20 protein-coding genes are annotated in these 26,190 nt (G+C 70.5%); 14 read left to right on the top strand and 6 right to left on the bottom strand.

What is annotated here, in order from left to right; genetic code table 11:
* The first annotated feature begins 252 nt into the window (after positions 1-252).
* Both OG975_RS19755 and OG975_RS19750 read left to right on the top strand, forming a co-directional pair.
* Positions 253-1,041 carry an ABC transporter ATP-binding protein gene (locus OG975_RS19755; RefSeq protein WP_406330608.1) on the top strand — a complete coding sequence of 263 codons (789 nt, stop codon included), beginning with the start codon at positions 253-255 and terminating at the stop codon, positions 1,039-1,041.
* The gene (locus OG975_RS19750; RefSeq protein WP_406330607.1) at positions 1,038-3,602 is read left to right on the top strand and encodes an ABC transporter permease; all 2,565 of its coding nucleotides are present in this window, start codon (positions 1,038-1,040) and stop codon (positions 3,600-3,602) included. The genes OG975_RS19755 and OG975_RS19750 overlap by 4 nt, the downstream gene beginning before the upstream one ends.
* A 146-nt stretch (positions 3,603-3,748) precedes the next feature.
* On the opposite strand, the gene OG975_RS19745 is transcribed toward OG975_RS19750, so the two are convergent.
* Positions 3,749-5,215 (bottom strand): DUF2079 domain-containing protein, encoded by a 1,467-nt coding sequence (locus OG975_RS19745; RefSeq protein WP_406330606.1) that lies wholly within the window; start codon positions 5,213-5,215, stop codon positions 3,749-3,751.
* 406 nt (positions 5,216-5,621) lie between these two features.
* On the opposite strand from OG975_RS19745, the gene mfd reads away from it, so the two are divergent.
* The gene (gene mfd / locus OG975_RS19740; RefSeq protein ID WP_406330605.1) at positions 5,622-9,152 is read left to right on the top strand and encodes a transcription-repair coupling factor; all 3,531 of its coding nucleotides are present in this window, start codon (positions 5,622-5,624) and stop codon (positions 9,150-9,152) included.
* Positions 9,153-9,257: 105 nt separating this feature from the next.
* Here mfd and OG975_RS19735 read toward each other — a convergent pair whose 3' ends face one another.
* Positions 9,258-9,848 (bottom strand): TetR/AcrR family transcriptional regulator, encoded by a 591-nt coding sequence (locus OG975_RS19735; protein ID WP_406330604.1) that lies wholly within the window; start codon positions 9,846-9,848, stop codon positions 9,258-9,260.
* Between the two features lie 117 nt (positions 9,849-9,965).
* Here OG975_RS19735 and OG975_RS19730 point away from each other — a divergent pair, with 117 nt between their 5' ends.
* Together OG975_RS19730 and OG975_RS19725 are read left to right on the top strand one after the other, a co-directional pair.
* Positions 9,966-10,880, top strand: a complete 915-nt coding sequence (locus OG975_RS19730; protein WP_406330603.1) for an SCO6745 family protein — start codon at positions 9,966-9,968, stop codon at positions 10,878-10,880.
* 78 nt (positions 10,881-10,958) lie between these two features.
* Positions 10,959-11,390, top strand: a complete 432-nt coding sequence (locus OG975_RS19725) for a hypothetical protein (protein WP_406330601.1) — start codon at positions 10,959-10,961, stop codon at positions 11,388-11,390.
* Between the two features lie 356 nt (positions 11,391-11,746).
* Here the strand turns inward: OG975_RS19725 and OG975_RS19720 are convergent, their stop codons facing one another.
* Positions 11,747-11,926: an Rv0909 family putative TA system antitoxin gene (locus OG975_RS19720; RefSeq protein WP_406330600.1), complete on the bottom strand. Its 180-nt coding sequence runs from the start codon at positions 11,924-11,926 to the stop codon at positions 11,747-11,749.
* Positions 11,927-12,087: 161 nt separating this feature from the next.
* On the opposite strand from OG975_RS19720, the gene OG975_RS19715 reads away from it, so the two are divergent.
* Positions 12,088-12,813, top strand: coding sequence for an HNH endonuclease family protein (locus tag OG975_RS19715; protein ID WP_406330599.1), 726 nt, complete (start codon positions 12,088-12,090; stop codon positions 12,811-12,813).
* Positions 12,814-12,937: 124 nt separating this feature from the next.
* A complete protein-coding gene (locus OG975_RS19710) occupies positions 12,938-13,687 on the top strand; it encodes a GNAT family N-acetyltransferase (protein ID WP_406330598.1) in 750 nt (249 codons plus the stop codon).
* A 110-nt stretch (positions 13,688-13,797) separates the two neighbouring features.
* On the opposite strand, the gene OG975_RS19705 is transcribed toward OG975_RS19710, so the two are convergent.
* Positions 13,798-14,547 carry a hypothetical protein gene (locus OG975_RS19705; RefSeq protein WP_406330597.1) on the bottom strand — a complete coding sequence of 250 codons (750 nt, stop codon included), beginning with the start codon at positions 14,545-14,547 and terminating at the stop codon, positions 13,798-13,800.
* Between the two features lie 95 nt (positions 14,548-14,642).
* Positions 14,643-15,332: a hypothetical protein gene (locus OG975_RS19700; protein WP_406330596.1), complete on the bottom strand. Its 690-nt coding sequence runs from the start codon at positions 15,330-15,332 to the stop codon at positions 14,643-14,645.
* A 274-nt stretch (positions 15,333-15,606) separates the two neighbouring features.
* Here OG975_RS19700 and OG975_RS19695 point away from each other — a divergent pair, with 274 nt between their 5' ends.
* From OG975_RS19695 to OG975_RS19670, 6 genes are all read left to right on the top strand, one after another.
* Complete coding sequence (locus OG975_RS19695) at positions 15,607-17,637, top strand: N-6 DNA methylase (protein ID WP_406330595.1); 2,031 nt, start codon at positions 15,607-15,609, stop codon at positions 17,635-17,637.
* Between the two features lie 177 nt (positions 17,638-17,814).
* The gene (locus OG975_RS19690) at positions 17,815-18,450 is read left to right on the top strand and encodes a hypothetical protein (protein ID WP_406330594.1); all 636 of its coding nucleotides are present in this window, start codon (positions 17,815-17,817) and stop codon (positions 18,448-18,450) included.
* A gap of 38 nt (positions 18,451-18,488) precedes the next feature.
* A complete protein-coding gene (locus OG975_RS19685) occupies positions 18,489-19,970 on the top strand; it encodes a protein kinase domain-containing protein (RefSeq protein WP_406336354.1) in 1,482 nt (493 codons plus the stop codon).
* Positions 19,971-20,265: 295 nt separating this feature from the next.
* Positions 20,266-21,093 carry a glycoside hydrolase domain-containing protein gene (locus tag OG975_RS19680; protein ID WP_406330593.1) on the top strand — a complete coding sequence of 276 codons (828 nt, stop codon included), beginning with the start codon at positions 20,266-20,268 and terminating at the stop codon, positions 21,091-21,093.
* A gap of 158 nt (positions 21,094-21,251) precedes the next feature.
* Entirely contained in the window at positions 21,252-21,911 is a 660-nt protein-coding gene (locus OG975_RS19675; protein ID WP_406330592.1) for a SurA N-terminal domain-containing protein, read from the top strand.
* 210 nt (positions 21,912-22,121) lie between these two features.
* The gene (locus OG975_RS19670; protein WP_406330591.1) at positions 22,122-23,174 is read left to right on the top strand and encodes a nucleoside triphosphate pyrophosphohydrolase; all 1,053 of its coding nucleotides are present in this window, start codon (positions 22,122-22,124) and stop codon (positions 23,172-23,174) included.
* A 91-nt stretch (positions 23,175-23,265) separates the two neighbouring features.
* On the opposite strand, the gene OG975_RS19665 is transcribed toward OG975_RS19670, so the two are convergent.
* The gene (locus OG975_RS19665; protein WP_406330590.1) at positions 23,266-24,477 is read right to left on the bottom strand and encodes a globin domain-containing protein; all 1,212 of its coding nucleotides are present in this window, start codon (positions 24,475-24,477) and stop codon (positions 23,266-23,268) included.
* 337 nt (positions 24,478-24,814) lie between these two features.
* Here OG975_RS19665 and OG975_RS19660 point away from each other — a divergent pair, with 337 nt between their 5' ends.
* The gene (locus OG975_RS19660; protein ID WP_406330589.1) at positions 24,815-26,092 is read left to right on the top strand and encodes a cytochrome P450; all 1,278 of its coding nucleotides are present in this window, start codon (positions 24,815-24,817) and stop codon (positions 26,090-26,092) included.
* Positions 26,093-26,190: the final 98 nt, after the last annotated feature.

Here is a 26,190-nt window from a genome sequence, read left to right as displayed (position 1 = left end):
GAGGACCCCTAGGGGGATCTCCGTACCAGGGGTCGGGGCGGGTTCCTCCCACTGGAGGAGGAGACCGCGTACATGCCCTCCTTAACCTGGCTTTACGCCGCTGGGGGGCGGCGCACCGAACCCGCGAGGGTGGGGTTTTCCCCAGCAAAAGACTGCGCTGAGCACCAGCGCGCTCGACCCCTGTGCGGGACCAGACTCATCGGCGTAACCAGTTCTCGCGATTTACCCGCTAACCGAAATAGGAGATATACCGTGACATCGGCTGTGACCATTCCCAGGCACGGGGGCACTGGAGGGCGTACGGCCGTTGCCGCGCGGGCGCGGCAGGTCGTGAAGGCGTACGGGTCGGGGGAGACCCGGGTCGTCGCCCTGGACCACATCGACGTGGACATCGCGCGGGGCCAGTTCACCGCGATCATGGGCCCCTCGGGGTCCGGCAAGTCCACGCTGATGCACTGCCTCGCCGGGCTCGACACCGTGACGAGCGGACAGATCCACCTGGACGAGACCGAGATCACCGGGCTCAAGGACAAGAAGCTCACGCAGCTGCGCCGGGACCGGATCGGCTTCATCTTCCAGGCGTTCAACCTGCTGCCGACGCTGAACGCGCTGGAGAACATCACGCTGCCGATGGACATCGCGGGCCGCAAGCCGGACAAGGGCTGGCTGGACCAGGTCGTGGAGACCGTCGGGCTCGCCGGCCGCCTCAAGCACCGCCCGAACCAGCTTTCCGGAGGCCAGCAGCAGCGTGTGGCGGTGGCCCGTGCGCTGGCCGCCCGGCCCGAGATCATCTTCGGTGACGAGCCGACCGGAAACCTGGACTCCCGTGCCGGGTCCGAGGTGCTGGGCTTCCTGCGCCGTTCCGTGGACGACCTCGGCCAGACCATCGTGATGGTCACGCACGACCCGGTGGCGGCCTCGTACGCGGACCGTGTGCTGTATCTCGCGGACGGCCGCATCGTCGACGAGATGTACCAGCCGACGGCCGATCAGGTCCTGGACCGGATGAAGGACTTCGACGCCCGGGGGCGTACGTCATGACCGTCCTGAAGACCTCGATGCGCAACTTCTTCGCGCACAAGGGACGTATGGCCCTGTCGGCCGTGGCGGTCCTGCTGTCGGTGGGCTTCGTCTGCGGCACGCTGGTGTTCACGGACACGATGAACACGACGTTCGACAAGCTGTTCGCGGTCACCTCGTCCGATGTGACGGTCCTGCCCAAGGCGGCCAAGAGCGACGACACCCCGCAGAACGGCAAGCCCGAGTCGCTGTCGGCCTCCGTACTGGAGCAGGCGAAGAAGGCGGACGGCGTCAAGTCCGCCGAGGGCGCGGTCAGTTCGATGAACGTGACCGTCGTCAACAGCGACAACAAGAACATGGGGTCCAGCAACGGCGCCCCGACCATCGCCGGCAACTGGACGAAGAACGACCTGCGGTCGATGGAGATCACCTCCGGGCACGCCCCGCGCGGCCCGACCGAGGTGATGGTCGACGCCGACACCGCCGACAAGCACGACCTGAAGATGGGCGACGAACTGCGCACCATCTCGGTCACCGGTGACTTCAACGCGAAGATCGTCGGTATCGCCACCTTCAAGGTGACCAACCCGGGTGCGGCGGTCGTCTACTTCGACACCGCCACCGCGCAGCGCGAACTGCTCGGCGCCACCGGCCGGTTCACCCAGGTCAACCTCGCCGCCGCGGCCGGTGTCAGCGACGCGAAACTCAAGCAGAACGTCTCCCAGGCGCTGACCGGGTCGTACAAGATCCAGACGCAGAAGGAGAACGCCGACGAGAACCGCAAGGGCGTCGGCGAGTTCATGAACGTCATCAAGTACGCCATGCTCGGCTTCGCCGGGATCGCGTTCCTGGTCGGCATCTTCCTGATCATCAACACCTTCTCGATGCTGGTCGCCCAGCGCACCCGCGAGATCGGCCTGATGCGCGCCATCGGCTCCTCCCGCAAGCAGATCAACCGCTCCGTGCTGGTCGAGGCACTGCTGCTCGGCTTCTTCGGCTCGGTCCTCGGTGTCGGCGCGGGCGTCGGCCTCGCGGTCGGCCTGATGAAGATCATGTCGTCGATGGGCATGGACCTGTCGACCCGCGACCTGACGGTGAAGGCGACCACTCCGGTCATCGGCCTGATCCTCGGTGTCGTCGTCACGGTCCTCGCCGCCTACCTGCCGGCCCGCCGCGCCGGCAAGGTCTCCCCGATGGCCGCGCTGCGCGACGCCGGCACCCCGGCGGACGGCAAGGCCGGTCTCGTACGCGGTCTGATCGGTCTGGTGCTGACCGGCGCCGGAGCCTTCGCGCTCTACCTGGCGGCCACCGCCGACAAGGCGACCGACGGTTCGCTGGTGCTGGGCGCGGGTGTCGTCCTCACCCTGATCGGTTTCGTGATCATCGGCCCGCTGCTCGCGGGCGGCGTGGTCCGGGTCATCAGCGCCGTACTGCTGCGGGTGTTCGGCCCCGTAGGCCGGCTCGCCGAACGCAACGCCCTGCGCAACCCGCGCCGCACCGGCGCCACCGGCGCGGCCCTGATGATCGGGCTGGCCCTGGTCGCCTGCCTGTCCGTGGTCGGCTCGTCGATGGTGGCCTCGGCGACGGACGAGCTCGACAAGTCCGTCGGCGCGGACTTCATCGTCCAGGGCAACCAGAAGATCGTGCTCCAGGCCGAGAAGGCCATGGAGGCGACGCCGGGCCTGGCGCACGTCACCCGCTACAAGGAACTCAATGCCGAGCTGACCTCCCCGGACGGCAAGGTCGACGAGGACGGGCTCACCGCCGCCGATCCCTCCTACGCCCAGGACCTGCGCCGCAAGACGACCGCCGGTGAACTGTCCGCGGCCTACGGCAAGGACGCCATGTCGGTCGGCTCGAAGTACGCCGACAAACACGGCGTGAAGCTCGGCGACACCCTGACCGTCGCCTTCAAGGGCGGCAGCACGGCGAAGCTCAAGGTCGCGGCCATCACCGACGACGACGTCGCCATCGACCAGGGCGCCCGGTACACCAGCATCGAGACGATGAAGAAGTACCTGCCCGCGAGCAAGGTCCCGCCGAACACGATCATGTTCGCCAAGGCCAAGGACGGCCAGGAGAAGCAGGCGTACGCGGCCCTGAAGAAGTCCATGGAGAAGTACCCGCAGTACCAGGTCCGCGACCAGACGGACTACAAGCAGGAGCTGAAGGACCAGATCGGCCAGCTCCTGAACATGGTCTACGGCCTGCTCGCCCTCGCGATCGTCGTGGCGGTCCTGGGCGTCGTGAACACCCTGGCCCTGTCGGTCGTCGAGCGCACCCGCGAGATCGGCCTGATGCGCGCCATCGGACTCTCCCGCCGCCAGCTGCGCCGCATGATCCGCCTGGAGTCGGTCGTCATCGCCCTCTTCGGCGCCCTCCTCGGCCTCGGCCTGGGCATGAGCTGGGGCGCCACCGCCCAGAAGCTCCTCGCCCTGGAGGGCCTGAAGGTCCTGGAGATCCCCTGGCCGACCATCATCGGCGTCTTCATCGGCTCGGCGTTCGTGGGCCTGTTCGCCGCCCTGATCCCGGCGTTCCGGGCGGGCCGGATGAATGTGCTGAACGCGATCGCCACCGACTGATCGCCAGCGACTGATCGCCACCGAACAGTCGCCACTGACCAGCGGCCGAGAGGCCGCCGCACAGCCACCGCGAACGGGGGTTGCGGGGGACGCGGGCCCGGTCCGAGGAGAGTCGATCTCCTCGGACCGGGCCCGCGGCGTGTCCGCTATTGGCGCTTGAGGAGTACGTAGCCGTAGCGGGCGCCGACGACGGCGTACTCGGCGTGCGGGTGCAGCTGACGGGCGTACGCCTGGACGTCGTGGATCCCGTGGGAGGTGTTGTCCAGGGCGATGAAGTCCGGGGTGATTCCGTGGGCGGTGCCGACCCAGAACACCCGGCAGCGCGAGGTGAGCCGGCTGCTCGGCCCGGTGTTCGCCTCGACACTCGCCCCGTCCGGGACGCGCGCCAGCATCCGCTCGACGGCGCTCACGCGCGCGGGTTTGCGATAGGCCTCGGGGTCGGTCAGCAGGGACAGCGGGAGGGTGGTCGTCAGCGCGAGGGAGGCCGCGGCGACGGCGGCGGGCAGGTGCAGCGCGTACGAGCGCAGCCACGGGCGCGGGCTGTAGCGGGCGCGGGAGAGCGCGTCGGCGAGGGCGAGCGAGAGGACCGGCATCAGGACCGCGCTGTAGTGCCAGTCCGTGCCCCAGTAGTGCGCGTCGGAGGAGAGGAAACGCCAGCCGAGGGTCGGCAGCGTGACCAGGAGGAGCGGGGAGCGCAGGGCGAGCAGGCCGGTGGTGGGGATCAGCAGCCAGGCGACGGTACGGAGTTTGGTGCCGATGCCGTCGAGGAGGTGACTGCCGCTGAAGGGGTTGCCGCCGGTGAGGGGGTTGCCCGGCGCGCCGACCTTGTCCCAGTAGGCGTAGGTGTCCGCGGTGTTGAAGGCCGGTATCACCACCGTGAGAGTGACCACCGCGGCCAGTACGCCGAGGGCGGCGACCCCGAGCGCGCACAGGGCCGCCCGCCGGGACGAGCGCCGGGCCCGCATCGCGACGACCACGGCGATCGCGGCGACCGTGAACCCCAGGTCCTCCTTGACGAACACCAGGGGCAGGGCCCACAGCAGGGCCCCGCGCCAGCGCCGGGCCAGGAGCGCTTCGAGGGCGAAGGCGATCAGCGGGACGGCGAAGCACACCTCGTGGAAGTCGAAGTCGACGGCCCGCTGAAGCCCCCACGACAGCCCGTACGCCACCCCCAGCGCCAGCCCGCGGTGCCGCCCGAGCAGCCCGGCCGCCGCCCGGGTGACCGGTACGGCGGACAGGGCGAGCAGTGCGGCCTGTGCGACCAGGAGGGTGACGGGGGTCGGGAAGATCCGGTACACGGGCGCGAGCAGGGCCGTGACCGGGCTGAAGTGGTCGCCGAGGATGTTCGTGCCCGGGCCCTTCAGATCGGCCACCGGGGCCTGGAGGTGGGCGTACGCGCGGACCGCCTGCTCGAAGATGCCGAGGTCCCAGGACTTGGTGGCCAGATGCCGGTACCGGCCGAGGGACAGCGCCGCGTACGCGAGGAACAACAGCACGGCCAGGAGGTACGGGTCGCGGGGGCGCCGGTCACGGGCGGGGGTGGCCGTGACCGGCGGGGGTATGTGGGCTGCTGCCGGGGCGTGGTCCTGTGGGGTGACGAGGGGCGCGTGCACGTGGGGCGGATCCTTGGGCGGCTGGGGCTGGGCGGCTTCTGCGGGCGCCGTGGGTGTCTCGCCCCCGCCGCCCCTACCCGTCCCATCCTCCAGGGGCTCCGCCCCTTCGATCCCACCGGGTGGTTTGTCGGGTGCGGGGCGGTGGGGGTTGCTCGCGCAGTTCCCCGCGCCTCTTAAGGGGTGCGGGGAACTGCGCGATCTTTTAGACCGGCCCCCACTCACCCGCAGCCGACGAACCTGCCTACGGGGTCTGGGGCGGAGCCCCAGGAACGGGATCGGACGGGTAGGGCAGGCGTTATCCACAGGCCCGGCACGCCGCAGCCGGGCGACGTAGGCTGGGAACCCCCCGGCCCGTCCCACGTGTCGGGCGGTTCGCGTTGCCCACTCCCCGGGATGGAAGCCCTTCATGAGCCTGCACGGTCTGCTCGACGCCGTCGTCAAGGACGCCGCCCTCGCGGAAGCGGTGAAGGCCGCCACAGACGGCAACCGTATGCACATCGACCTGGTCGGCCCACCCGCAGCCCGCCCCTTCGCGGTGGCGGCCCTGGCCCGGGAGTCCGGCCGCCCCGTACTGGCGGTGACGGCGACAGGCCGCGAGGCCGAGGACCTGGCCGCGGCGCTCCGCTCCCTCCTCCCGGAGGAGGGAGTCGTCGAGTACCCCTCCTGGGAGACGCTCCCGCACGAGCGGCTGAGCCCGCGCAGCGACACCGTCGGCCGCCGCCTCGCCGTCCTGCGCCGCCTGGCGCACCCCCGCCCCGACGACCCGGAGACCGGCCCGGTCTCGGTCGTCGTCGCCCCCGTCCGCTCCGTGCTCCAGCCGCAGGTCAAGGGCCTCGGCGACCTGGAGCCGGTGGCGTTGCGCACGGGTCAGACCGCCGACCTGGGCGAGATCGTCGAGGCGCTCGCGGCAGCCGCGTACTCCCGGGTCGAGCTCGTCGAGAAGCGCGGCGAGTTCGCGGTCCGCGGCGGCATCCTGGACGTCTTCCCGCCCACCGAGGAGCACCCGCTGCGCGTGGAGTTCTGGGGCGACGACGTCGAGGAGATCCGTTACTTCAAGGTCGCCGACCAGCGCTCCCTGGAAGTCGCCGAGCACGGCCTGTGGGCGCCGCCCTGCCGCGAACTGCTGCTCACCGACGACGTACGGCAGCGGGCGGCGCGCCTGGCCGAGGAGCACCCGGAGCTGGGCGAGCTGCTCGGCAAGATCGCCGAGGGCATCGCCGTAGAGGGAATGGAGTCGCTGGCTCCGGTCCTGGTCGACGACATGGAGCTGCTGCTCGATGTGCTGCCCGAGGGCTCGATGGCCGTCGTGTGCGACCCGGAGCGGGTGCGGACGCGGGCCGCGGACCTGGTGACGACGTCACAGGAGTTCCTCCAGGCGTCCTGGGCGGCCACGGCAGGCGGCGGCGAGGCACCCATCGACGTGGGCGCGGCCTCCCTGTGGTCCATCGCGGACGTACGGGACCGGGCGCGCGAGCTGGACATGATGTGGTGGTCGGTGTCGCCCTTCGCCGCCGACGAAGAGCTCGACGCGGACACCCTCAAGCTGGGCATGCACGCCCCCGAGACCTACCGCGGCGACACCGCCCGCGCACTCGCCGACACCAAGGGCTGGCTCGCCGACGGCTGGCGCACGGTGTACGTCACCGAGGCGCACGGCCCGGCCGCCCGTACCGTCGAGGTCCTCGGCGGCGAGGGCATCGCAGCCCGCCTCGAGACCGACCTCACCGACATCAGCCCCTCCGTCGTGCACGTCTCCTGCGGCTCGATCGACTACGGCTTCGTCGACCCCGCGCTGAAGCTCGCCGTCCTGACGGAGACCGACCTCTCCGGCCAGAAGGCGGCCGGCAAGGACGGCGCGCGGATGCCCGCCCGCCGCCGCAAGACCATCGACCCGCTGACCCTCGAAGCGGGCGACTACATCGTGCACGAGCAGCACGGCGTAGGCCGCTACATCGAGATGGTGCAGCGCACGGTCCAGGGCGCCACCCGCGAGTACCTGGTCGTGGAGTACGCGCCGGCCAAGCGCGGCCAGCCCGGCGACCGCCTCTACATCCCCACCGACCAGCTGGAACAGATCACCAAGTACGTCGGCGGAGAGGCCCCGACCCTGCACCGCCTGGGCGGCGCCGACTGGACGAAGACCAAGGCGCGCGCCAAGAAGGCGGTCAAGGAGATCGCCGCGGACCTGATCAAGCTGTACAGCGCGCGCATGGCGGCCCCGGGGCATGCCTTCGGCTCCGACACGCCGTGGCAGCGCGAGCTGGAGGACGCCTTCCCGTACGCGGAGACCCCCGACCAGCTGACGACGATCGCCGAGGTCAAGGAGGACATGGAGAAGACGGTTCCGATGGACCGCCTGATCTGCGGCGACGTCGGCTACGGCAAGACGGAGATCGCGGTCCGCGCCGCCTTCAAGGCCGTACAGGACGGAAAGCAGGTCGCCGTCCTCGTCCCCACGACCCTGCTGGTGCAGCAGCACTTCGGGACGTTCGGCGAGCGCTACTCCCAGTTCCCCGTGAACGTACGGGCGCTGTCCCGCTTCCAGACCGACACGGAGGCGAAGACGGTCCTGGAAGGCCTGCGCGAAGGCTCGGTGGACGTCGTCATCGGCACCCACCGGCTGTTCTCGTCCGAGACGAAGTTCAAGGACCTGGGCCTGGTCATCGTCGACGAGGAGCAGCGGTTCGGCGTCGAGCACAAGGAGCAGCTGAAGAAGCTGCGCGCCAACGTCGACGTGCTGACGATGTCCGCGACCCCGATCCCGCGCACGCTGGAGATGGCGGTGACGGGCATCCGGGAGATGTCCACGATCACCACTCCTCCGGAGGAGCGGCACCCGGTACTCACCTTCGTCGGCCCGTACGAGGAGAAGCAGATCGGCGCGGCGATCCGCCGTGAACTGCTGCGCGAGGGCCAGGTCTTCTACATCCACAACCGCGTCGAGTCCATCGACCGCGCGGCCGCGCGTCTCAGGGAGATCGTCCCGGAGGCCCGCATCGCGACGGCGCACGGCCAGATGGGGGAGTCGGCCCTGGAGCAGGTGGTTGTCGACTTCTGGGAGAAGAGGTTCGACGTGCTCGTCTCCACGACGATCGTCGAGTCGGGCATCGACATCTCCAACGCCAACACGCTGATCGTGGAGCGCGGCGACAACTTCGGCCTGTCGCAGCTGCATCAGCTGCGCGGCCGGGTGGGCCGCGGAAGGGAGCGCGGTTACGCGTACTTCCTGTACCCCCCGGAGAAGCCGCTGACGGAGACGGCGCACGAGCGGCTCGCGACCATCGCCCAGCACACGGAGATGGGCGCGGGCATGTACGTGGCGATGAAGGACCTGGAGATCCGCGGCGCCGGAAACCTGCTGGGCGGCGAGCAGTCCGGCCACATCGCGGGCGTCGGCTTCGACCTGTACGTCCGTATGGTCGGCGAGGCGGTCGCCGACTACCGCGCCTCCCTGGAAGGCGGCGTCGAGGAGGAGCCGCCCCTGGAGGTCAAGATCGAGCTCCCGGTCGACGCGCACGTCCCCCACGACTACGCGCCCGGCGAGCGGCTCCGCCTCCAGGCGTACCGCTCCATCGCCTCCGCCAACACGGAGGAGGACGTCAAGGCCGTACGCGAGGAACTTGTCGACCGCTACGGCAAGTTGCCCGAGCCGGTGGAGAACCTGCTGCTGGTGGCGGGCCTGCGCATGCTCGCGCGGGCGTGCGGCGTCGGCGAGATCGTGCTGCAGGGCACCAACATCCGCTTCGCACCGGTGGAGTTGAGGGAGTCGCAGGAACTGCGGCTGAAGCGGCTGTACCCGGGCACCGTCATCAAGCCGGCCGCCCACCAGATCCTCGTCCCCCGCCCCAAGACGGCGAAGGTCGGCGGAAAGCCGTTGGTGGGACGGGAGTTGCTGGGGTGGACCGGGGAGTTCCTGGCGTCCGTCCTGGGGTCGTGACGTACCTGCTCACGCAAGGTGATTCGCCTGCTCGGGTGAGGCGCCGCGCCTGGTTGGCTGCCACCCTGGGGGCACCAGTCCAAGTCGCCCTGAACTAGTGCTTGTTCAGGGCGACTTGGACTGGAAGAGCATCCCCGTCAGCGCGTGGAAGACCTCGTCGGGGTCCTCGTCGCCCACCTGGCCGTCCAGGTTGTGGCTGAGGAGCAGCGTGGCGAAGCCGTGGGCGAGGGACCAGGCGGCGACACCGGCGAGGCGGGTGTCGGGGCCGCGGCCCTCGGCGGGCAGTGCGGAGACGGCGGTGCGCAGGCGTTCGCCCGCGAGGGTTCTGGCCGTCGTCAGCTCCAGGTCGTTCTCGCGGAGCAGCTCCGGGGAGAACATCACCTGGAAATGGGCGGGATGCTCGCGCGCGAACCGTACGTAGCGCACGCCCGCGTCCCGCAGATCGTCGGCCGTGGCGAGCGCGGCCGCGAGCAGCTCGTACCCCTCGGCGGCGATCGCCGTGAGCAGGCCGGTGCGGTCCTTGAAGTGGTGGGCGGGGGCGGCGTGCGAGACGCCCGCGCGACGGGCCAGGTCGCGCAGGCTCAGCGCGGAGGGACCTTCGGCGGTGATGACGTCGAGGGCGGCGCTCAGGATCGCTCGGCGCAGGTCACCGTGGTGGTACGGCCGCGCGGAGCCGCTGGTCTTCGCGGGGTTCATGGTCAGCAGCGTACGCCGAATCTAGGCATTGACAAGTTCGACGGGCTCGGGCAATCTAGTCAGTGTCAAGTTGTGGAGGGTCCGGCGCATAGCCGGAACGGGACGAGGGGTCGAGTCATGTCGGAGAACGTCAGCGAGACCAGTCGAACGGAAGAAGAAGCAGGCGCGAGGGTCGACCTCGGCCGGGTGCGCCAGCTCTGGCACCTGCTGGAACCCCTGCACGCCGTGTTCTACTACGCGCCGGAGACCTTCGAGGAGGCGGCCGCGCTCGGGTACGACACCGAGGAACGCTGGCCGAGCTACTTCCCTTACCGCGCGGCGCCGTTGGGGGCGGCCGGCAGCGAGCGCGTGACCTCCGCCTTCTACAGCTTCAGCCCGCGCATGGTCGCCGAACACATGAAGTCCGCCTGGCAGACCGCGAGCCCCGAGCAGATGCTGCGGGCCCGGGAGCGAGCCGTCGACCGGGCGTACCGCGTGATACTCGGCGACCGCATAGCGAGCCCCGAACTCGCCGAGGCCGCCGCGCTGGCCCGCCGCGCCGCCGAGGCCGCGAACACCGCGGGCCGCCCACTCGCCGCCGCCAATGCGGAGTTGGCGTGGCCCGAGGCCCCCCACCTCCAGCTGTGGCACGCGGCGACGGTCCTGCGCGAACACCGAGGCGACGGCCACCTCGCGGCACTCCTCATCGCCGGCCTGGACCCCGTCGAGTCGCTCGTCTCCTTCGCGGCGATAGGCGCGGCCTCCGTGGAACGCTTCGAGAGCCGCGGCTGGACCCCCGAAGAGTGGACGGCCGCCCGCGAACGCCTCACCGCCCGCGGCCTGCTGAACGACGACGGCACCGCCACACCCACCGGCCACGAACTGCGCCGCCAGGTCGAACAGCACACGGACGAACTCGCCACCACCCCTTGGCGCACCCTCGGCCCGGACGCCACCACCCGCCTTGCCGACCTGCTCGGCGAGTTCTGGGTTGCGGCGCTGAGCTCGGGACTGCTGCCTTCGGAGACGACGTTGGGGATCGGGAAGGTGTAAGGGGGCGGGGGGGGGAGCCCCTATGCCTTTGGTCAAGCTGGTCGGCAGGTGGTTCAGGGTGCCTGGAACGATGTGCTCGTGCATGCTGATGATCAGGTTGGCGAGGGTGTCTCTGCGGAGCTCGCGGTGTTTCTCCGGGGTGCTGTCGACGGCCGTCGGGTGAAGATCGTCCCTTCCGTCTGTGGGGGGTGCGATGGCCGGCTGTTCTTCGTGCTGGTCAATGCGTCCGGAGCGGAACGGGAGTGTTCGGGCTGTGGCAGCCGTGCGTTCATCGCGGACAGCGAGGAGTGCTGGAACGCGGAAGCCTGGGAGGACGACGAGCCTGGTGCGGCCGGCTGCCCGTGCGCGAATGAGGAGTTCGAGGCCGCGGTCGCGTTCTCGCTCGCCGACGACGGGTCGGTCCGCTGGGTGACCGTGGGCTTGCGATGCGTCCAGGACGGATTCTCTGGCGTCTATGCGGACTGGAAGATTGACTACGGCCCCGCGGACCACCTCCTGTCCATGGCCTAGGTCCACCGGGCGGCGGACCGGGCAGGGCGCGGTTCGGGGACGGGTTCCGTCGCGGAGCATCACGAAGAGGGCATCGACCCGGCGTCTTGCGAGGCAGGGCAGGGCCGGGGTGTAGTGCTTTCCCTGGGCGATCTTCTTGTCGGATCAGGCCTGTGAGGTCGTGTCGGCCAGGGCGGCGAACGCGGAGAGGGAGGAGGCTCGTTCGAGCTGCTCGCCTTCTCGCCGGGAGGGCCCCGAGGGCGGAAGTATCGCTCAACAAGCGAAGCCGCCCGCAGGACACAGATGTCCGCGGACGGCCTTCGTCGTAAAGGGTTCAGGGGTGGTTCAGTCGGCGCGAGCCTCCGTGCGTCTCCGGGCTATGAGTGATCGGGCCGGTCGCGATCGATGCCCATCGAGCCTTCGATCTTCTGCTGCGCGTCGTCGACCTGTCCCGTGTACTTGTTGCCCGTCTTCTCGTTGACTTCCTTTTCCGCGGCGTCAGACATGTCCTTGGCCTTGTTGTGCCCGTGGCTCTTGAATCTGTCGAAGATGCCCATCCAGAGCTCCTTCCGGAGGTGACTCACCACCGACGATACGCCCGGCGTGCGCCGATTGCCCGTTGAGGACGGGTATGGCCGAGGGTTCCCGGCCGCTACCGTGGGACCAGGGGAAACGCGCCCGTACAGGGCGGACCCGGGGAGGCAAGGGGAGGGGCGCCGTGCTGCGTCTGAGGGGTGGGGCGGCTGTGGCCGCGCTGGTGATATTCGCCGTCGGTGCCGGTGTCAGTGGCTGCAAGAAGGAGACCAAGGGTTCCGCGGGTCCGGAGGAGACGGTGGCCGGCGGTGCCGCGCTCACCGCCGTGGACTCACTGACCGTCAAGGGGCGCGCACCCAAGACGGGGTACAGCCGGGAGCGGTTCGGCACGGCCTGGGCCGACACGGACTCGAACCGGTGCGACACCCGCGACGACATCCTCAAACGGGACCTGAAGGACGTGAAGTTCAGCGACGGGAAGTGCAAGGTGACCTCCGGGCTTCTCGCCCCGGACCCGTACGGCGGTCAGGACGTCACTTTCGCGCGCGGCCGCAGCCTGGTGGACATAGACCACCTCGTCGCGCTCTCCGACGCCTGGCAGAAGGGCGCCAAGTACTGGGACGCGAGCAAGCGGATAGCCCTGGCCAACGACCCGCTCAACCTCCGTGCCGTCGGCGCGAGCGCCAACCGCAGCAAGGGCGACGGCGACACGGCGACGTGGCTCCCGCCCAACAAGGCGTACCGCTGCACGTATGTCGCCTCCCAGGTGGCCGTGAAGCAGAAGTACGGGCTGTGGGTCACCGCCGCCGAGAAGGCGGCCATGAAGAAGGTGCTCTCCGGCTGCCCCGGCCAGAAGCTCCCCTCGGGCGGCAACCCGACACAGGCCCCGGAGCGGTTCCACGCGAACTAGCCGTCGCCCGGCCACTGTCGCCCGGAAGCCTGTCGCGAACCGGCACCGGGACGCCGTGATGTCGTGGCGGCCGACGCGGCAAAACCGTTTCACCCGGGCCGATTCCCCGCCTACCGTGTCCGACATGCGGCTGAAGGTGTCTAGTCTCGCCGAGCGTCCCGAGATGCTCGGGCAGGTGGTCGGTATGGCCAACAGCTGGCCGGAGTTCCTGCTCCACGACCCGGTGGGAGACACGCACTACGGCCGGATCGCCACCGAGCTTCCGGAGTACGTGCTGTTCGCCGAGGACGAGCACGGACAGGTGGTCGCCCACGCGTACAGCGTGCCGTTCGCCCTCGCGGACGCGGACGACGACCGGGGCGAACTGCCCGCCCGGGGCTGGGACGAGGTGCTGGCCTGGGCGTTCGCCGACCGGCGCCGCGGCACACCGCCCGACACGGTGAGCGCCATCTCGATCGTCGTCGCCCCGCACGCCCAGGGCGGCGGCCTGTCGGCCCGGATGCTCTCCGCGATGCGGGACAACGCCCGGGCGCACGGCTTCGACGAGGTCGTCGCCCCCGTCCGCCCCAGCGGCAAACACCTGGAACCGCGCACGCCGATGGAGGAGTACGCGTTCCGGGAGCGGGCCGACGGGCTGCCCCACGACCCATGGCTGCGCGTCCACGTCCGGGCGGGCGGCGTCATCGAGGCGGTGGCGCCGGCCTCCATGACGGTGGCGGCCTCGCTGGAGGAGTGGCGCGGCTGGACAGGGCTGCCCTTCGGCACCGAGGGCCTCATCGAGGTGCCCGGCGCGCTGGTGCCGGTGCACTGCGAACCGGGGCGCGGATACGCCGTATACGTCGAGCCCAATGTGTGGGTGCGGCACACCCTGTGAGCTCGACGTATGGCGCGTGCGATGTGTGGTTCGTGCGATGCGTGGCGCGTGCGACGTGTCGTTCGTGAGACGTACGGCTGTGACGCCCGTGTCTTGCGACGTGCGGGGCCTCAGCCGCCCAGCTTGTCCAGGTCGAGGATCTTGCCGGCGGGCTTCTCGGCCGGGACCGGCTTCTCGTACTCGCTGAAGGTGAGCGTGCCCGGGTCCTTGGCGGAGGTACTGTCGACCCGCAGCAGGTAGGGCTTGCCCTCGGTGGCGACGTAGAGGGTGTAGCGGTCCTTGCCGTCCTTCTCGTGCAGGACGATCGCCGGGGTGCCGTCGATGGTGGTGGTCTTGCCGCGGGTGGCGTCGGAGTTCACGTTCTTCGCGTCGGCGAGCACGCTGTCGAGATCGCAGAAGCTCGCGATGTCCTTGGCGTCGGAGCCGGTCGCGGACATCTTGGTCCACTTGCCGGCCAGCAGTTCCACGACCCCGTCGGTCTCGGACTTCGACTGGCCCTTGCCCTGGGCGCGCAGGAACGCCTCGTCGTACTTCATGTAGACGGTGTCGCCGGTCTTGATGAGATCGGCCTTGCCCTGGCCGGCCATGCTCATCGTGCCGGCGCACTCGCCCTTCTTGTTGAGGGCCATGTCGATGCCGATCGTGCCGCCGTCCTCGTCGTCGGGGACATCGCCCTTCATACGGAGCGAGTTGGCGCCCGTGGTGGCCTTCACGGCGCGGTCGGCGATTTCGCCCCCGGTCAGCCCGGCGAACGGGCCCTTCGGCTTGCTGTCCGCCTTGTTCTCGCCGGACAGACAGCCGGTGAGGCCCGCGGTGGCCGCGGCGGCGAGACAGAGGGCGGCAAGTGCGGTGCGACGCATGAGAGTTCCTTGAAGTGATGTGAGGTGGTGAAGAGATGTGGGGAAGTGGGGGAAGTGGGGGGTGGGGACGGACCGCGGGTGGGGCGGCGGTGGCGTCAGCCGGTCTTCTTCCAGTCCCCGCAGCCCGTGGTCTTGAAGTAGCCGTCGCCGGCGCTGATGGTGACGACGGCCGTGCCGGTCACGTTGTTGTTGGCCACGATCGAGTCCATGGAGTGCGTGGCGTCCTTGTCGCGCTCCCAGTAGCAGGAGTCGTCGGCGTTGCCGGTGGACTTGTAGGTGCCGGGAGCGATGTCCGCGCCCACTCTGTACATACCGCCGTTGCCTTTGATCTGCGAGGCCGGTGAACCGGACGCCTTCGCGTCGACGGCCTCCCAGTCCTTGCAGCCGCTGGACTTGAAGAGCTTGTCGCTCGCCTTGATGGTCACGTAACTGGTGCCGCTGACGTTGTCGTTGGCGAGCAGGGAGTCCACCTCGCCCGAGGCGTCCTTGGCGCGCTCCCAGTAGCACATGTCGTCGGTGTTGCCCGTGGTCCGGTAGGTGCCGGGCTTGATGTCCGAACCGACCTGGAAGTCGCCGTCCCCCTTGAACGCGACCTTCTTCTCGGCCTTGTCCGCCTTGGCGCCGGTCTTGGCGTCGGTCTTCTTGCCGGACTCGCGGTCGGCGGAGGCGGAGGTGTCCTTGCCCTTGTCTCCGGAGCCGCTGTCACTGCCGGCGTTCGCCGAGACGACACCGATGACGACCACGCCCACGACGGCCCCCAGCGCGATCTTGCCCTTCATCCCCATGACAGTCCCCTCCCCAACGGCGGCGACCGCCGCTTCCCGGCGACCGCTCGTTCGATGGGTCAATAACAGCAGAGCGTGTGAACCGAGTCAACACGATTCACGCGGAAGGTTGTGTACACGCATGTGAAGGGGTAGATCTTGCATACGTCGGTATGCTCGGCGTCACAGACGTGGACGGGGCTACGGGCGTCACAGGCCGGAGACGACGCAACGGGCGTCACAGGCCAGGACGGAGCCACGCGCGTCGCAGGCCGGAACGAGGGGAGCCAGGCGGGTGCAGGACAACGCGACAGAGGTGACCGCTGCCGGGATCGCGCGGCTCGCCGGGGTCGGCCGCGCCGCCGTCAGCAACTGGCGCCGCCGCCACGCCGACTTCCCCAAACCGGTCGGCGGCACTGAGACCAGCCCCTCCTTCGCGCTCGCCGAAGTCGAGGCATGGCTGCGCGACCAGGGCAAACTCGCCGAGGTCCCGCTGCGTGAACGCGTCTGGCAGCAACTCGCCGGACACCCCGAGGGCCCGGTCACCGCCCTTGTGCACGCCGGCTGCGCCCTTCTGCTCATCAACGACCGCCCCACCGACTGGCTGGAGCTGAGCGCGGGTTCCGACGAACGCCTCGCCGCGATGCTGCCCGCCGCGCTCGACCAGGTGATCACCCCGCGCTTCGGCGCGCCCCGCGAGCGCGCTGTGAACACCCCGACCGGCCCCGAGCTCCTCCCCTCCGCCCCGCTCCTGCGCGGCGCCGCCGAGCTCGCCGCCGAGCTGGGGGCGCGGCAGACGTACGAGTTCCTGCTGGGGCGGCACCTCGACAACAACCCGCGCCAGTACACGCTCACGCCGGCCGACCTCGCCACGCTGATGGCCGAGCTCGCAGGACCGGCGCGCACGGCGCTCGATCCGGCGTGCGGCACCGGCGCACTCCTGCGCGCCGTGGCGCCCAGGCCGGACCAGGAGCTGTACGGCCAGGACAGCGCCCCCGAGCTGGCGGCCCTCTCCGCGCTGCGGCTCGCCCTGCAGGGGAAGGCCGCCGTCCGCACCGCCGCCGGGGACACCCTGCGCGCCGACGCGCACCGCACGCTCCAGGCCGACGCCGTGCTGTGCCACCCGCCGTTCAACGAGCGCAACTGGGGGCACGACGAACTCGCCTACGACGCCCGCTGGGAGTACGGCTTCCCGGCCCGTACGGAGTCCGAACTGGCGTGGGTGCAGCATGCGTTGGCCCACCTCAAGGACGGCGGCAGCGCCGTCATGCTGATGCCTCCGGCCGCCGCCTCGCGGCGCTCGGGCCGCCGGATCCGCGCCGACCTGCTGCGCCGCGGCGCCCTGCGCGCGGTGATCGCCCTGCCGATCGGTGCGGCACCCCCGTACAACATCCCGCTGCACATCTGGGTGCTGCGCCGTCCCGAGAAGGCGCCCGCGCAGCCCGAGTTGCTGCTCGTCGACACCGGTGCGCTGGCCACCGACAGCCGGGGCGGCCTCGACTGGCCGGCGGTGCGCACCGCGGTCCTCGACGCCTGGCGGCCCTTCGAGCGCACCGGCGGCGCGCGGGAGGAACCGGGGTTCAGCCGTGCGGTGCCCGTCATCGAACTCCTCGACGACGACGTCGATCTGGCCCCCGCACGCCATCTGCCGCCGGCCGCCGCGGGGGGCGGTAGCGAGCAGCTCGCGAGCGTGCGCGAGCGCCTCGGCGAGACCCTGCGCCTGACCGCCGATCTCACGCCCCCCGAGGCGCAGCGCGCGCAGCCCGCGCGCTGGCCCCTCATCACCGTCGGCGAACTGGCGCGCGGGGGCGCGCTTTTGCTGCGCACGGGAGGAATTGGCGCCCCCGCGCGCGTGCCGGTGCTCACCGACCACGACGTGCTCGCGGGAACCGCGCCCTCGGGAAGCCTCCCCGAAGGGGAGGAGGAAGCCGTGCTGGTCGAGACGGGCGATGTCGTCGTCCCGGTGCTCGGAGGCGGCTCCATCGCGCGCGTGGTCGACGAGAACACGGCGGGCGCCGCCCTGGGGCGCAACCTCACGCTCCTGCGCCCCGATCCCGCCGCGCTCGACCCGTGGTTCCTGGCAGGCTTCCTGCGCGGCACCGCCAACAACCGCCAGGCCAGCAGCTATGCGTCCACCGCCACCCGGCTGGACGTGCGCCGTCTCCAACTGCCCCGGCTGCCGCTCGACGAACAGCGCCGCTATGGCGCACGTTTCCGCGCGCTCGCCGAGTTCGAGGACGCGCTCCGGCGTGCGGGCCGGCTCGGCGAACAGCTCGTGCGCGGCATGTACGACGGGCTGACGGACGGGACGGTCGCGCCCCACTGAGGCCCCGGGGACGGGCGAAGGAGCCGCGGCGGAACGGGCGAACACGCGGCGGTGGGACGGGCGAAGTGATCAGCACGACAACGGTTCGGTACAACCCGTGACCGGTTGTCCTTGTCGGCCTATACGCTCGGACTCCGAACTCGTACGTCCGTCCCCATCAGGCCTCCAGGAGCAGCCATGCAAGGCCACGGCCAGGCGCATCCGGTGAAACCGCCACCCCCGACCGGGTGGCTGGTCTTCCTGCGCGTGTTCTTCGTGGTGATCTCGGTGTTCACCCTCGGCCTGCTCGCCTGGACGATGATGCTGCGCCTGGCGATCGTGACCCGCAAGTCGCTCGACTGGGGGCTGTTCGTGGCCGCGATCGCGGCCGAGGTACTCAGCCTCGTCCTGCTCGCCGCGGAGCCCGGCGACGAGATCCACACCGCGGGTGGCTGGACGGGACTCGCCCTGCTCCTGGGCTCGCTCGTGATCGCGATCTCGTACTACCTCGCGGCGGACATCCGCCACTTCCACCAGCTCCGCTTCGCGGGATATGCCCCGCAGCAGCTCCCGGCGCCCGCCTACGGCTACCCGCCGCAGCAGCCGTACACCGGTACGACGGTTCCGCAGACCCAGATGCCTCAGGCCCAGATGCCGCAGACCCCGGTGCCGCCGATACCCCAGGCTCAGCCGCCCGTGCCGCCTGTGTCGTCCCCGCCGCTCCAGCGGCCCGCGCCCGCGCGGATCGACCAGGTGCGCGCCGAGCTCGACGAGCTCAGTGACTATCTCCGCAAGCACGACGGTCATCACGACGACGGCAGGGACGGCAGGTGAGCGTGGCGACGGGGCGTGTGGTCGCGAACCGCTACGAACTGTCCACGCTCATCGGGCAGGGCGGCATGGGCCAGGTCTGGACGGCCTACGACCAGCGCCTCGACCGGCGTGTCGCCGTCAAGCTCCTTCGCCCTGACAAGGTCGCGGGCCAGGAGGCCGACGAGCTGCGCCGCCGCTTCGTGCGCGAGTGCCGGGTCACCGCACAGGTCGACCACCCCGGCCTGGTCACGGTCCACGACGCGGGCAGCGAGGGCGAGGAGCTGTTCCTCGTCATGCAGTACGTCGACGGGGCCGACCTCTCCGACCACCTCGCCGAACACGACCCGTACCCCTGGCAGTGGGCGGTCGCGGTCGCCGCGCAACTGTGCGCCGTGCTGAGCGCCGTGCACGCCGTGCCGATCGTCCACCGCGACCTCAAGCCGCGGAACGTGATGGTCAAGCAGGACGGCACGGTCACCGTCCTCGACCTCGGTGTCGCCTCCGTCATGGACACGGACACGACCCGGCTCACCCACACCGGTTCGCCCATCGGCTCACCCGCCTACATGGCCCCCGAGCAGGCGATGGGCGGCGCGGTCGGCCCGTACACCGACCTGTACGCACTCGGCGTGCTGCTGCACGAACTCCTCAGCGGAGACGTGCCGTTCTCCGGCTCGACAGCGCTCGGCGTGCTGCACCGCCACCTCTACGAGCCGCCGCTCCCGGTGCGCCGTCTGCGCCCCGAGGTGCCGCCCGCGCTGGAGAGTCTCGTCCTGCGCCTGCTGTCCAAGGACCCGCAGCACCGGCCGGCGTCCGCGCAGGAGACGTACGAGCAACTGCTCCCGCTGCTCCCGGCGCGCGGCATGCCCACGGGCGCCCCTCTGGATCCCACGCGCCCCTTCCTGCGCCCGCACGCCCCGTGGCCGGACCGGGCGCGCACGCCGGCGCCCCAACCGCAGCCCGCGCCCGCCGTGGAGAAACCCGATGTCGCGGGCGCCGTCGACGAGGTCAAGCGGCTGCTCGGCGAGGGCCGCATCACGCAGGCCGTCGACATCCTCGGCTCGATCCTCCCGGCGGCCGCCGCCGAGCACGGGGAGCACTCGCCCGTTGTGCGCACCCTGCGCAAGCAGTACGCCGCCACGCTCATGGACGACGGACAGTACCGGCGCGCGCTGCCCGAACTGCGCCGTCTCGCCGACGAACGCGCCGCCGAGGCAGGCCAGGCCGACCCGCAGTCCCTGCGCTTCCGTTACGAGGCCGCCCAGTGCCTGGAGCAACTCGGCGAACCAGCCGCGGCGCTCGCGGAGTACCGCGCGCTGCTGCCGTACTACGAGAACCAGTACGTCGCCGGAGACCCCGAGATCTCCCTCGAAGTCCGCCGCCGCATCGGCCACTTGCTGCTCGCCCTCGGCGACCGCGGCGCCGCCCACGACACGCTGGTCCGGCTGCTGCACGACGTGGAACGGCTGCGCGGACCCGGGCACCCGATGGCGGCGGAGATCCGGCGGACGCTGCAATGGCTGGGGCAGGTGCGGGGCTGACTCAAGCCCAAGGTCCAAGGCCCAAGGCCCGGGGTCCGGGGTCCGGGGTCCGGGGTCGGGGGTCAGAACCTTGAGGCATCGCAAGCTTTGCGTCACCTTGGCCGATTCTTGTAGTGATCAAGGTGCGGGGTTTCCCGAACAGTGGGGGCGCGCCGGATAGGTTGCGATCCGTTTTTGTGCGCCACGCGCCCGCGTGCACGCCGCCCATCGCATACGCATCGCATACGCATCGAATGCGCGGGGCACGCGCGCGTGCCCCGCGCACCCGTCACTTGAACCATGGGGTGGGGATTTCATGTCCAGCCATCGGCATTCCAAGAAGCGCAGATACGTGGCATGGGCCGCGGCCGGCGCCGCCGTGGTCGCCGGAGCAGGGATCGCCGCGCAGACCTCGATGGCCGCCACCACGTGGCCCGCGCAGCGGACGTTCACCGGGCGCGCCTTCGACACCTGCGCCGCGCCCTCGCTTTCCGCGATGAAGGCCTGGAACACCGGCTTCTACGGCGCCGCCGCCGTCTACGTCGGCGGGAAGAACCGCGGCTGCAGCCAGCCCAACCTGACCGCCTCCTGGGTGAAGTCGGTGAGCGCGGCCGGCTGGAAACTCATCCCGCTGTACGTCGGCGCCCAGCCGTCCTGCCAGACCGGGTCCAGCCCCGAGAAGCTCACCGCCTCCACCGCCGCCTCGCTCGGCGCCACCGACGGCGCGGACGCGGTGGCCAAGGCCTCCGCGCTCGGCATGAAGGCCGGCAGCCCGGTCTACCTGGACATGGAGGCGTACGACACCACCGACACGACCTGCAACAACGCCGTGCTGACGTACGTGCGCGCCTTCGACAAGGCGCTGCACGCCAAGACGTACCGCACCGGTTTCTACGGCTTCACCAGCTCCAGCGCCAAGGCCATCGCGACCGCGACCGACAAGACGGACCTGCCGGGCAACCTCTGGTACGCGCTGTGGGACAAGACGAACACCACGACCACGGACTGGCCGTGGAGCTCCACCCAGTTCACCCCGCACAGCCGCGCCCACCAGTACATGGTGAACAGCAAGGAGACCCGCGGCGGTTACACGATCACCGTGGACCGGGACGCGTGGGACGCGCCGGTGGCGATCACGGGCTGACGCCCCTGTGATGCCGTTGATGCCGATGTGATGGTGCGACGGTGCCTGAAGGCTGGGCGAATCGTTGGTCGAAAGGGTGGCCGAGAGCTGGGCCACTGCCTACCATCGATCACCGCAAGACTTTGTGCACCGTCGCACAATCTCCTCGGGAGGCTTCCTTGCACCGCCGCCGTCGCACCGCGCTCGTCCTCTCCGCCGCGATCGTCGCCGCGGCCCCCCTTCTCACCGCATGCGGCGGCGGGGCGCATCCAGGCGCCGCGGCCGTCGTCGGCGGTCAGCGGATCACGGTCGCGCAGCTGGAGAGCCGGGTGAACGAGGTGCGTGCGGCGCAGCGGGCCGCCACCAAGGACGAGGCCCAGTACGAGCAGGCCATCGCCAAGACCGGCAGCCTCACCCGCGACACCCTGCACGGCATGGTCCTCGACCGCGTCCTGGACCGGGCCGCGAAGAACGCGGGCGTGACCGTGACCCGCAACGACACCCAGCAGATGCGCACGGCCCTCGAACAGCAGGCGGGCGGCGCGAAGGCGCTGGAAACGGCCTGGCTGCAGAACTACGGAGTGGCGCCGACGCGTCTCGACGGCAGCCTCCGCACCGAGATCGAGGCCCAGAAGCTGGCCGCCACGCTCGGCGCCGACATGAACACCACCGAGGGCAAGACCACGTTCTGGAACGCGATGTCCGCCGCCTCCAAGGAACTCCACGTCGACCTGAACCCGCGCTACGGCGCCTGGGACGTGCAGAAGAGCAGCCGCGTCGACGCGAAGACACCGTGGCTGCGGGAAGTCACCGCGGCGGCGACCCAGCAGACGACATAACGGGTACGGGGGCGGCGCGGGGGCTGTGGATAAACGGTTCGGCCGGGCGGCTCGCGGATAGAGTGGTGCGGCTGTCCAGCCTGCTGCTGCGGCTGTCCGGGCCCCGGCCCGAGGAGCTTTGAAGCCGCGCCCACCCGCTGATCCACGGGTCGGCCACGCGGCCTGTGGATAACTTCGGGGGCTGTCGGCGGCGTGGGTTACGTTCGAGGGGTGAACGCAACCAGCAGCTTCGACGGAGACCCGACCACGACCGGCCCCGACGGCGACCCGACCGCCACCGACCCCGGCCGTATCGTCCTGCTCACCACCAGCCACCGCGTCGCACCCGGGCTGCTGTCCTGGCCCGCCTGGCAGGCGCTCCGCGACGCCGACCAGGTCCTGTGCGCGGACGGCGCACACCCGCAGCTGCCGTACCTGCGCGAGGCCGGCATCACCGTCGACGAGGCGTCCCCCTCCGCCCAGGAGCTGGTCGACGCCTGCGCCGACGGCCGCACCCTGGTCGTCGTCGCCACCGGCGAGGGTGAGCCCCGGCTCACCGACGGCCTGGCCCGCCTGGCCGGCTCCGGCCGCATACAGATGCCGGACCTGGAGCTGCTCCCCGCCTCGTACGACCTGCCGGGCGCCCGCCTCCTCGACCTCGTCCAGGTCATGGACCGCATCCGCCTCGAATGCCCCTGGTCGTCCCAGCAGACCCACAAGGGCCTGGCCAAGTACGGCATCGAGGAGGCGTACGAACTCGTCGAGGCGATCGAGGAGGGAGACCGGGACGAGCTGCGCGAGGAACTCGGCGACGTCCTGCTCCAGGTCGTCTTCCACGCCCGCATCGCCGAGGAGGACGAGGAAGCCCCCTTCTCCATCGACGACGTGGCCGGCGCCATCGTCGCCAAGCTCATCCACCGCCACCCGCACGTCTTCGGCGAAGAGACGGCCACCACCCCCGAGGAGGTCAAGGAGCACTGGCTGCGCACGAAGGCGGAGGAAAAGCAGCGGACGTCCGTCACCGAGGGCATCCCGCTCGGCCAGCCGGGCCTCGCCCTGGCGGCCAAGCTGGCATCGCGAGTGCGTACGGCGGGACTTGAGGTGCCACTTCCGACGGGGGAGGGAGTCGGATACGAACTGCTCGCCATAGCCGCGCGCGCCGAGGCCGAGGGCGTGGACCCGGAGGCGGCACTGCGGGCGGCGGGACGGGCGTACCGGGACGCGATTCGTGCGGAGGAAGGCATTGCGGAGGAGGGCGCTGCGGAGTTGGACGCGGAGGACTGAGGGGCTGAGGGCGGGGTGCCGGGGAGGCTTGACAGACGTGGGCCGGAAATCCGAGCGGCAGGCATCTGACGGTCAGGGATCGGGGCCGGAGTTACGCCTGTGGGGCTCGGCTCGACGGGTTGTGCCAGGTCGGCTCGGGGCGGTCGAGGAGCCATTCCGCTGTGCCCACCGGCCGGGGCCGCTCCTGAGCGGTCGGTGGCAGGGCGTCGTGGAAGATGCGCTCGGTCGGTGTGCCGAGCGTGGGGAGGGCCTCGCCGATCTCTTCGACGAGACTGGGCGGACCGGCCAGATAGACATCGTGCTGGGTCCAGCCGGCGCGGTTGCCCAGCGCAGTCAGGAGGCGTTCGGTCGCCTGGGCCCTGGGACGGCCGGGCGCGGGGGTGATGAAGGTGACGGCGAGCCGGGGAAGCCGGGCCTGGAGTCGCTCGACGGCGTCCCGGTCGTACAGGTAGGAGGTGTCGCGGGCGACGAGGAACAGGCGGGCCTCGTGGGTCTCGTCGAGCTGTTCCAGCAGCGCCTTCACGGGTGCCCATCCCGTGCCGGCCGCGATGAGGGTGAGGGGCCGTTCCGCGGGAGTGCGCAGGATCAGTCCGCCGCCGGGCGCGCCCAGCCGCAGGACGTCGCCCTCCCGGGTCTGCCGGACGAGGGCGGTGGAGAGCACGCCGTTCGCGACCCGGCTGATGTGCAGGTCGACGGTGTGGTCGGCGCGGGGGGCGTTGGCCAGCGAGTACGGGCGCCAAATGCCTGGGAGATGGGGGACGTTGACGGTGACGTACTGGCCGGGGGAGTAGTGGAGCCGGCGGTGTGGGCGCAGGGTCAGCACGACGAGGTCGTCGCCGTGCCGGGTCCGGGCGGTGACCTCGGCGTCCCACCAGGGCGGTTCGCCCTCGTGCTGCGACTCCCAGGCGCCCTGCAGCATCAGGTTCGTGATCGCCCCGTATGCCTCGCCCCAGGCCTTCTCGACCTCCGCGTTCCACGCCGACCCCGCGACGACGGCGAACGCGGCGATCAGACTCGCCCCCACGGCGGCGTAGTGCTCCGGCTCCGCAAGATATTTGCGGTGGTCCCGCCCGAGTTCCCGTAAATACCCCGGTAGCCGTGGGTCCTCCAGCCGCTCCATCACATACGTGAGCGCCGCGAACAGTCTGTCCCGCTGCCGCTCCATGTCCTCCGGGAAGTCCAGCGGAAACAGCCCGCGGACGTCCGGGTTGTGCCGGAACAGGTGCGAGTAGAAGTACTTGACCGCGAACTCGGCCCGTCTCTCGACGACCGCGAAGCTGGATCTGAGTATTTCGGGGTCCACTGCGTGAATGTATGGAGTTTTCGAGCCGTGAGGTCAAACAGCAGGCGATTTATGGACAGCCTGGGGTGAAGTGTGCGGGGCTCGGGAGGGCCTCTGCCGAGTACCGTCGCCTCAGGGCGTCCGGTCGGCAAGGGGGCGTGGTGGAAGGGGAGTTGGTGGGGTCGGCGGCCACGGGAGCGAGGGCGTCATTGCCGAGGTGATGAAGGGGGAGGGCCGGGAGAGGGCCAGGGACCGTTCGCGTCGCTCGTGATGCGGAGGCTGTCCGATGCGGAGGCTGTCCGATGGGGAGCTGGGGCGGCGACTCAGGGCTTCGAGGACCTCCGGATACCGTCAAGGAGTGACCGAGCACCAGGACCCTGCCGCCCCCGCCCCTGCCCCCGAACTCTTCACCTGGGAGTTCGCCACCAACCCCTACCCGGCGTACGCCTGGCTCCGCGAGCACGCCCCCGTGCGCAAGACGCGCCTCCCCAGCGGGGTGGAGGCCTGGCTCGTCACCCGGTACGCGGACGCCAAGCAGGCGCTCGCCGACCAGCGGCTGTCCAAGAACCCCGCCCACCACGACGAACCCGCCCACGCGAAGGGGAAGACGGGTATCCCGGGTGAGCGCAAGGCCGAGCTGATGACGCATCTGCTCAACATCGATCCGCCGGACCACACAAGGCTCCGACGGCTCGTCTCCAAGGCCTTCACCCCCCGGCGCGTGGCCGAGTTCGCGCCGCGCGTGCAGGAACTCACCGACCACCTCATCGACCAGTTCGCCGACAAGGGCTCCGCCGACCTCATCCACGACTTCGCGTTCCCGCTCCCCATCTACGCCATCTGCGATCTGCTCGGCGTCCCGCGCGAGGACCAGGACGACTTCCGGGACTGGGCGGGGATGATGATCCGGCACGGGGGAGGGCCCCGAGGAGGCGTCGCGCGGTCCGTCAAGAAGATGCGCGGCTATCTCGCCGAGCTGATCCACCGGAAGCGGGAAGCGCTGCTCGAGCACCCCACCCCCGGCGAAGACCTCATCTCCGGGCTCATCCGCGCCTCGGACCACGGCGAGCACCTCAGCGAGAACGAGGCGGCCGCCATGGCCTTCATCCTTCTCTTCGCCGGCTTCGAGACCACGGTCAACCTGATCGGGAACGGCACGTACGCCCTCCTCACCCATCCCGAGCAGCGCGCACGCCTCCAGGCCTCGCTCGCCGCCAAGGACACCGGACTCCTCGAAACCGGTGTCGAGGAACTCCTCCGCTACGACGGTCCCGTCGAACTGGCCACCTGGCGGTTCGCGACCGAGGCCGTGCGCATCGGCGGGCAGGACATCGCGCCCGGCGACCCCGTCCTCGTCGTACTGGCGGCTGCGGACCGTGACCCCGAGCGGTTCGAGCAGCCGGACACGCTCGACCTCTCGCGGCGTGACAATCAGCACCTCGGGTACGGCCACGGCATCCACTACTGTCTCGGCGCGCCGCTCGCCCGCCTGGAGGGGCAGACCGCGCTCGCCACGCTGCTCACCCGTCTCCCCGATCTCCAACTCGCGGGAGATTCTGCCGATTTGCGCTGGCGTGGCGGGCTCATTATGCGGGGATTGCGCACGCTTCCCGTGGAGTTCACACCAGGTCGGTAGGCATGCCGGAGGACGGCCCTCCGGTGTGCCGGACAACGGGCGCCCACCTGCGAAAAGGTGACGGTCCCTCAACTCCGTGATCTTCACGTGATCTGTGC

Source organism: Streptomyces sp. NBC_00203, from assembly GCF_045206325.1.
GTDB lineage: Bacteria > Actinomycetota > Actinomycetes > Streptomycetales > Streptomycetaceae > Streptomyces > Streptomyces lutosisoli.
This window is presented reverse-complemented; position numbering and strand designations above follow the sequence as displayed.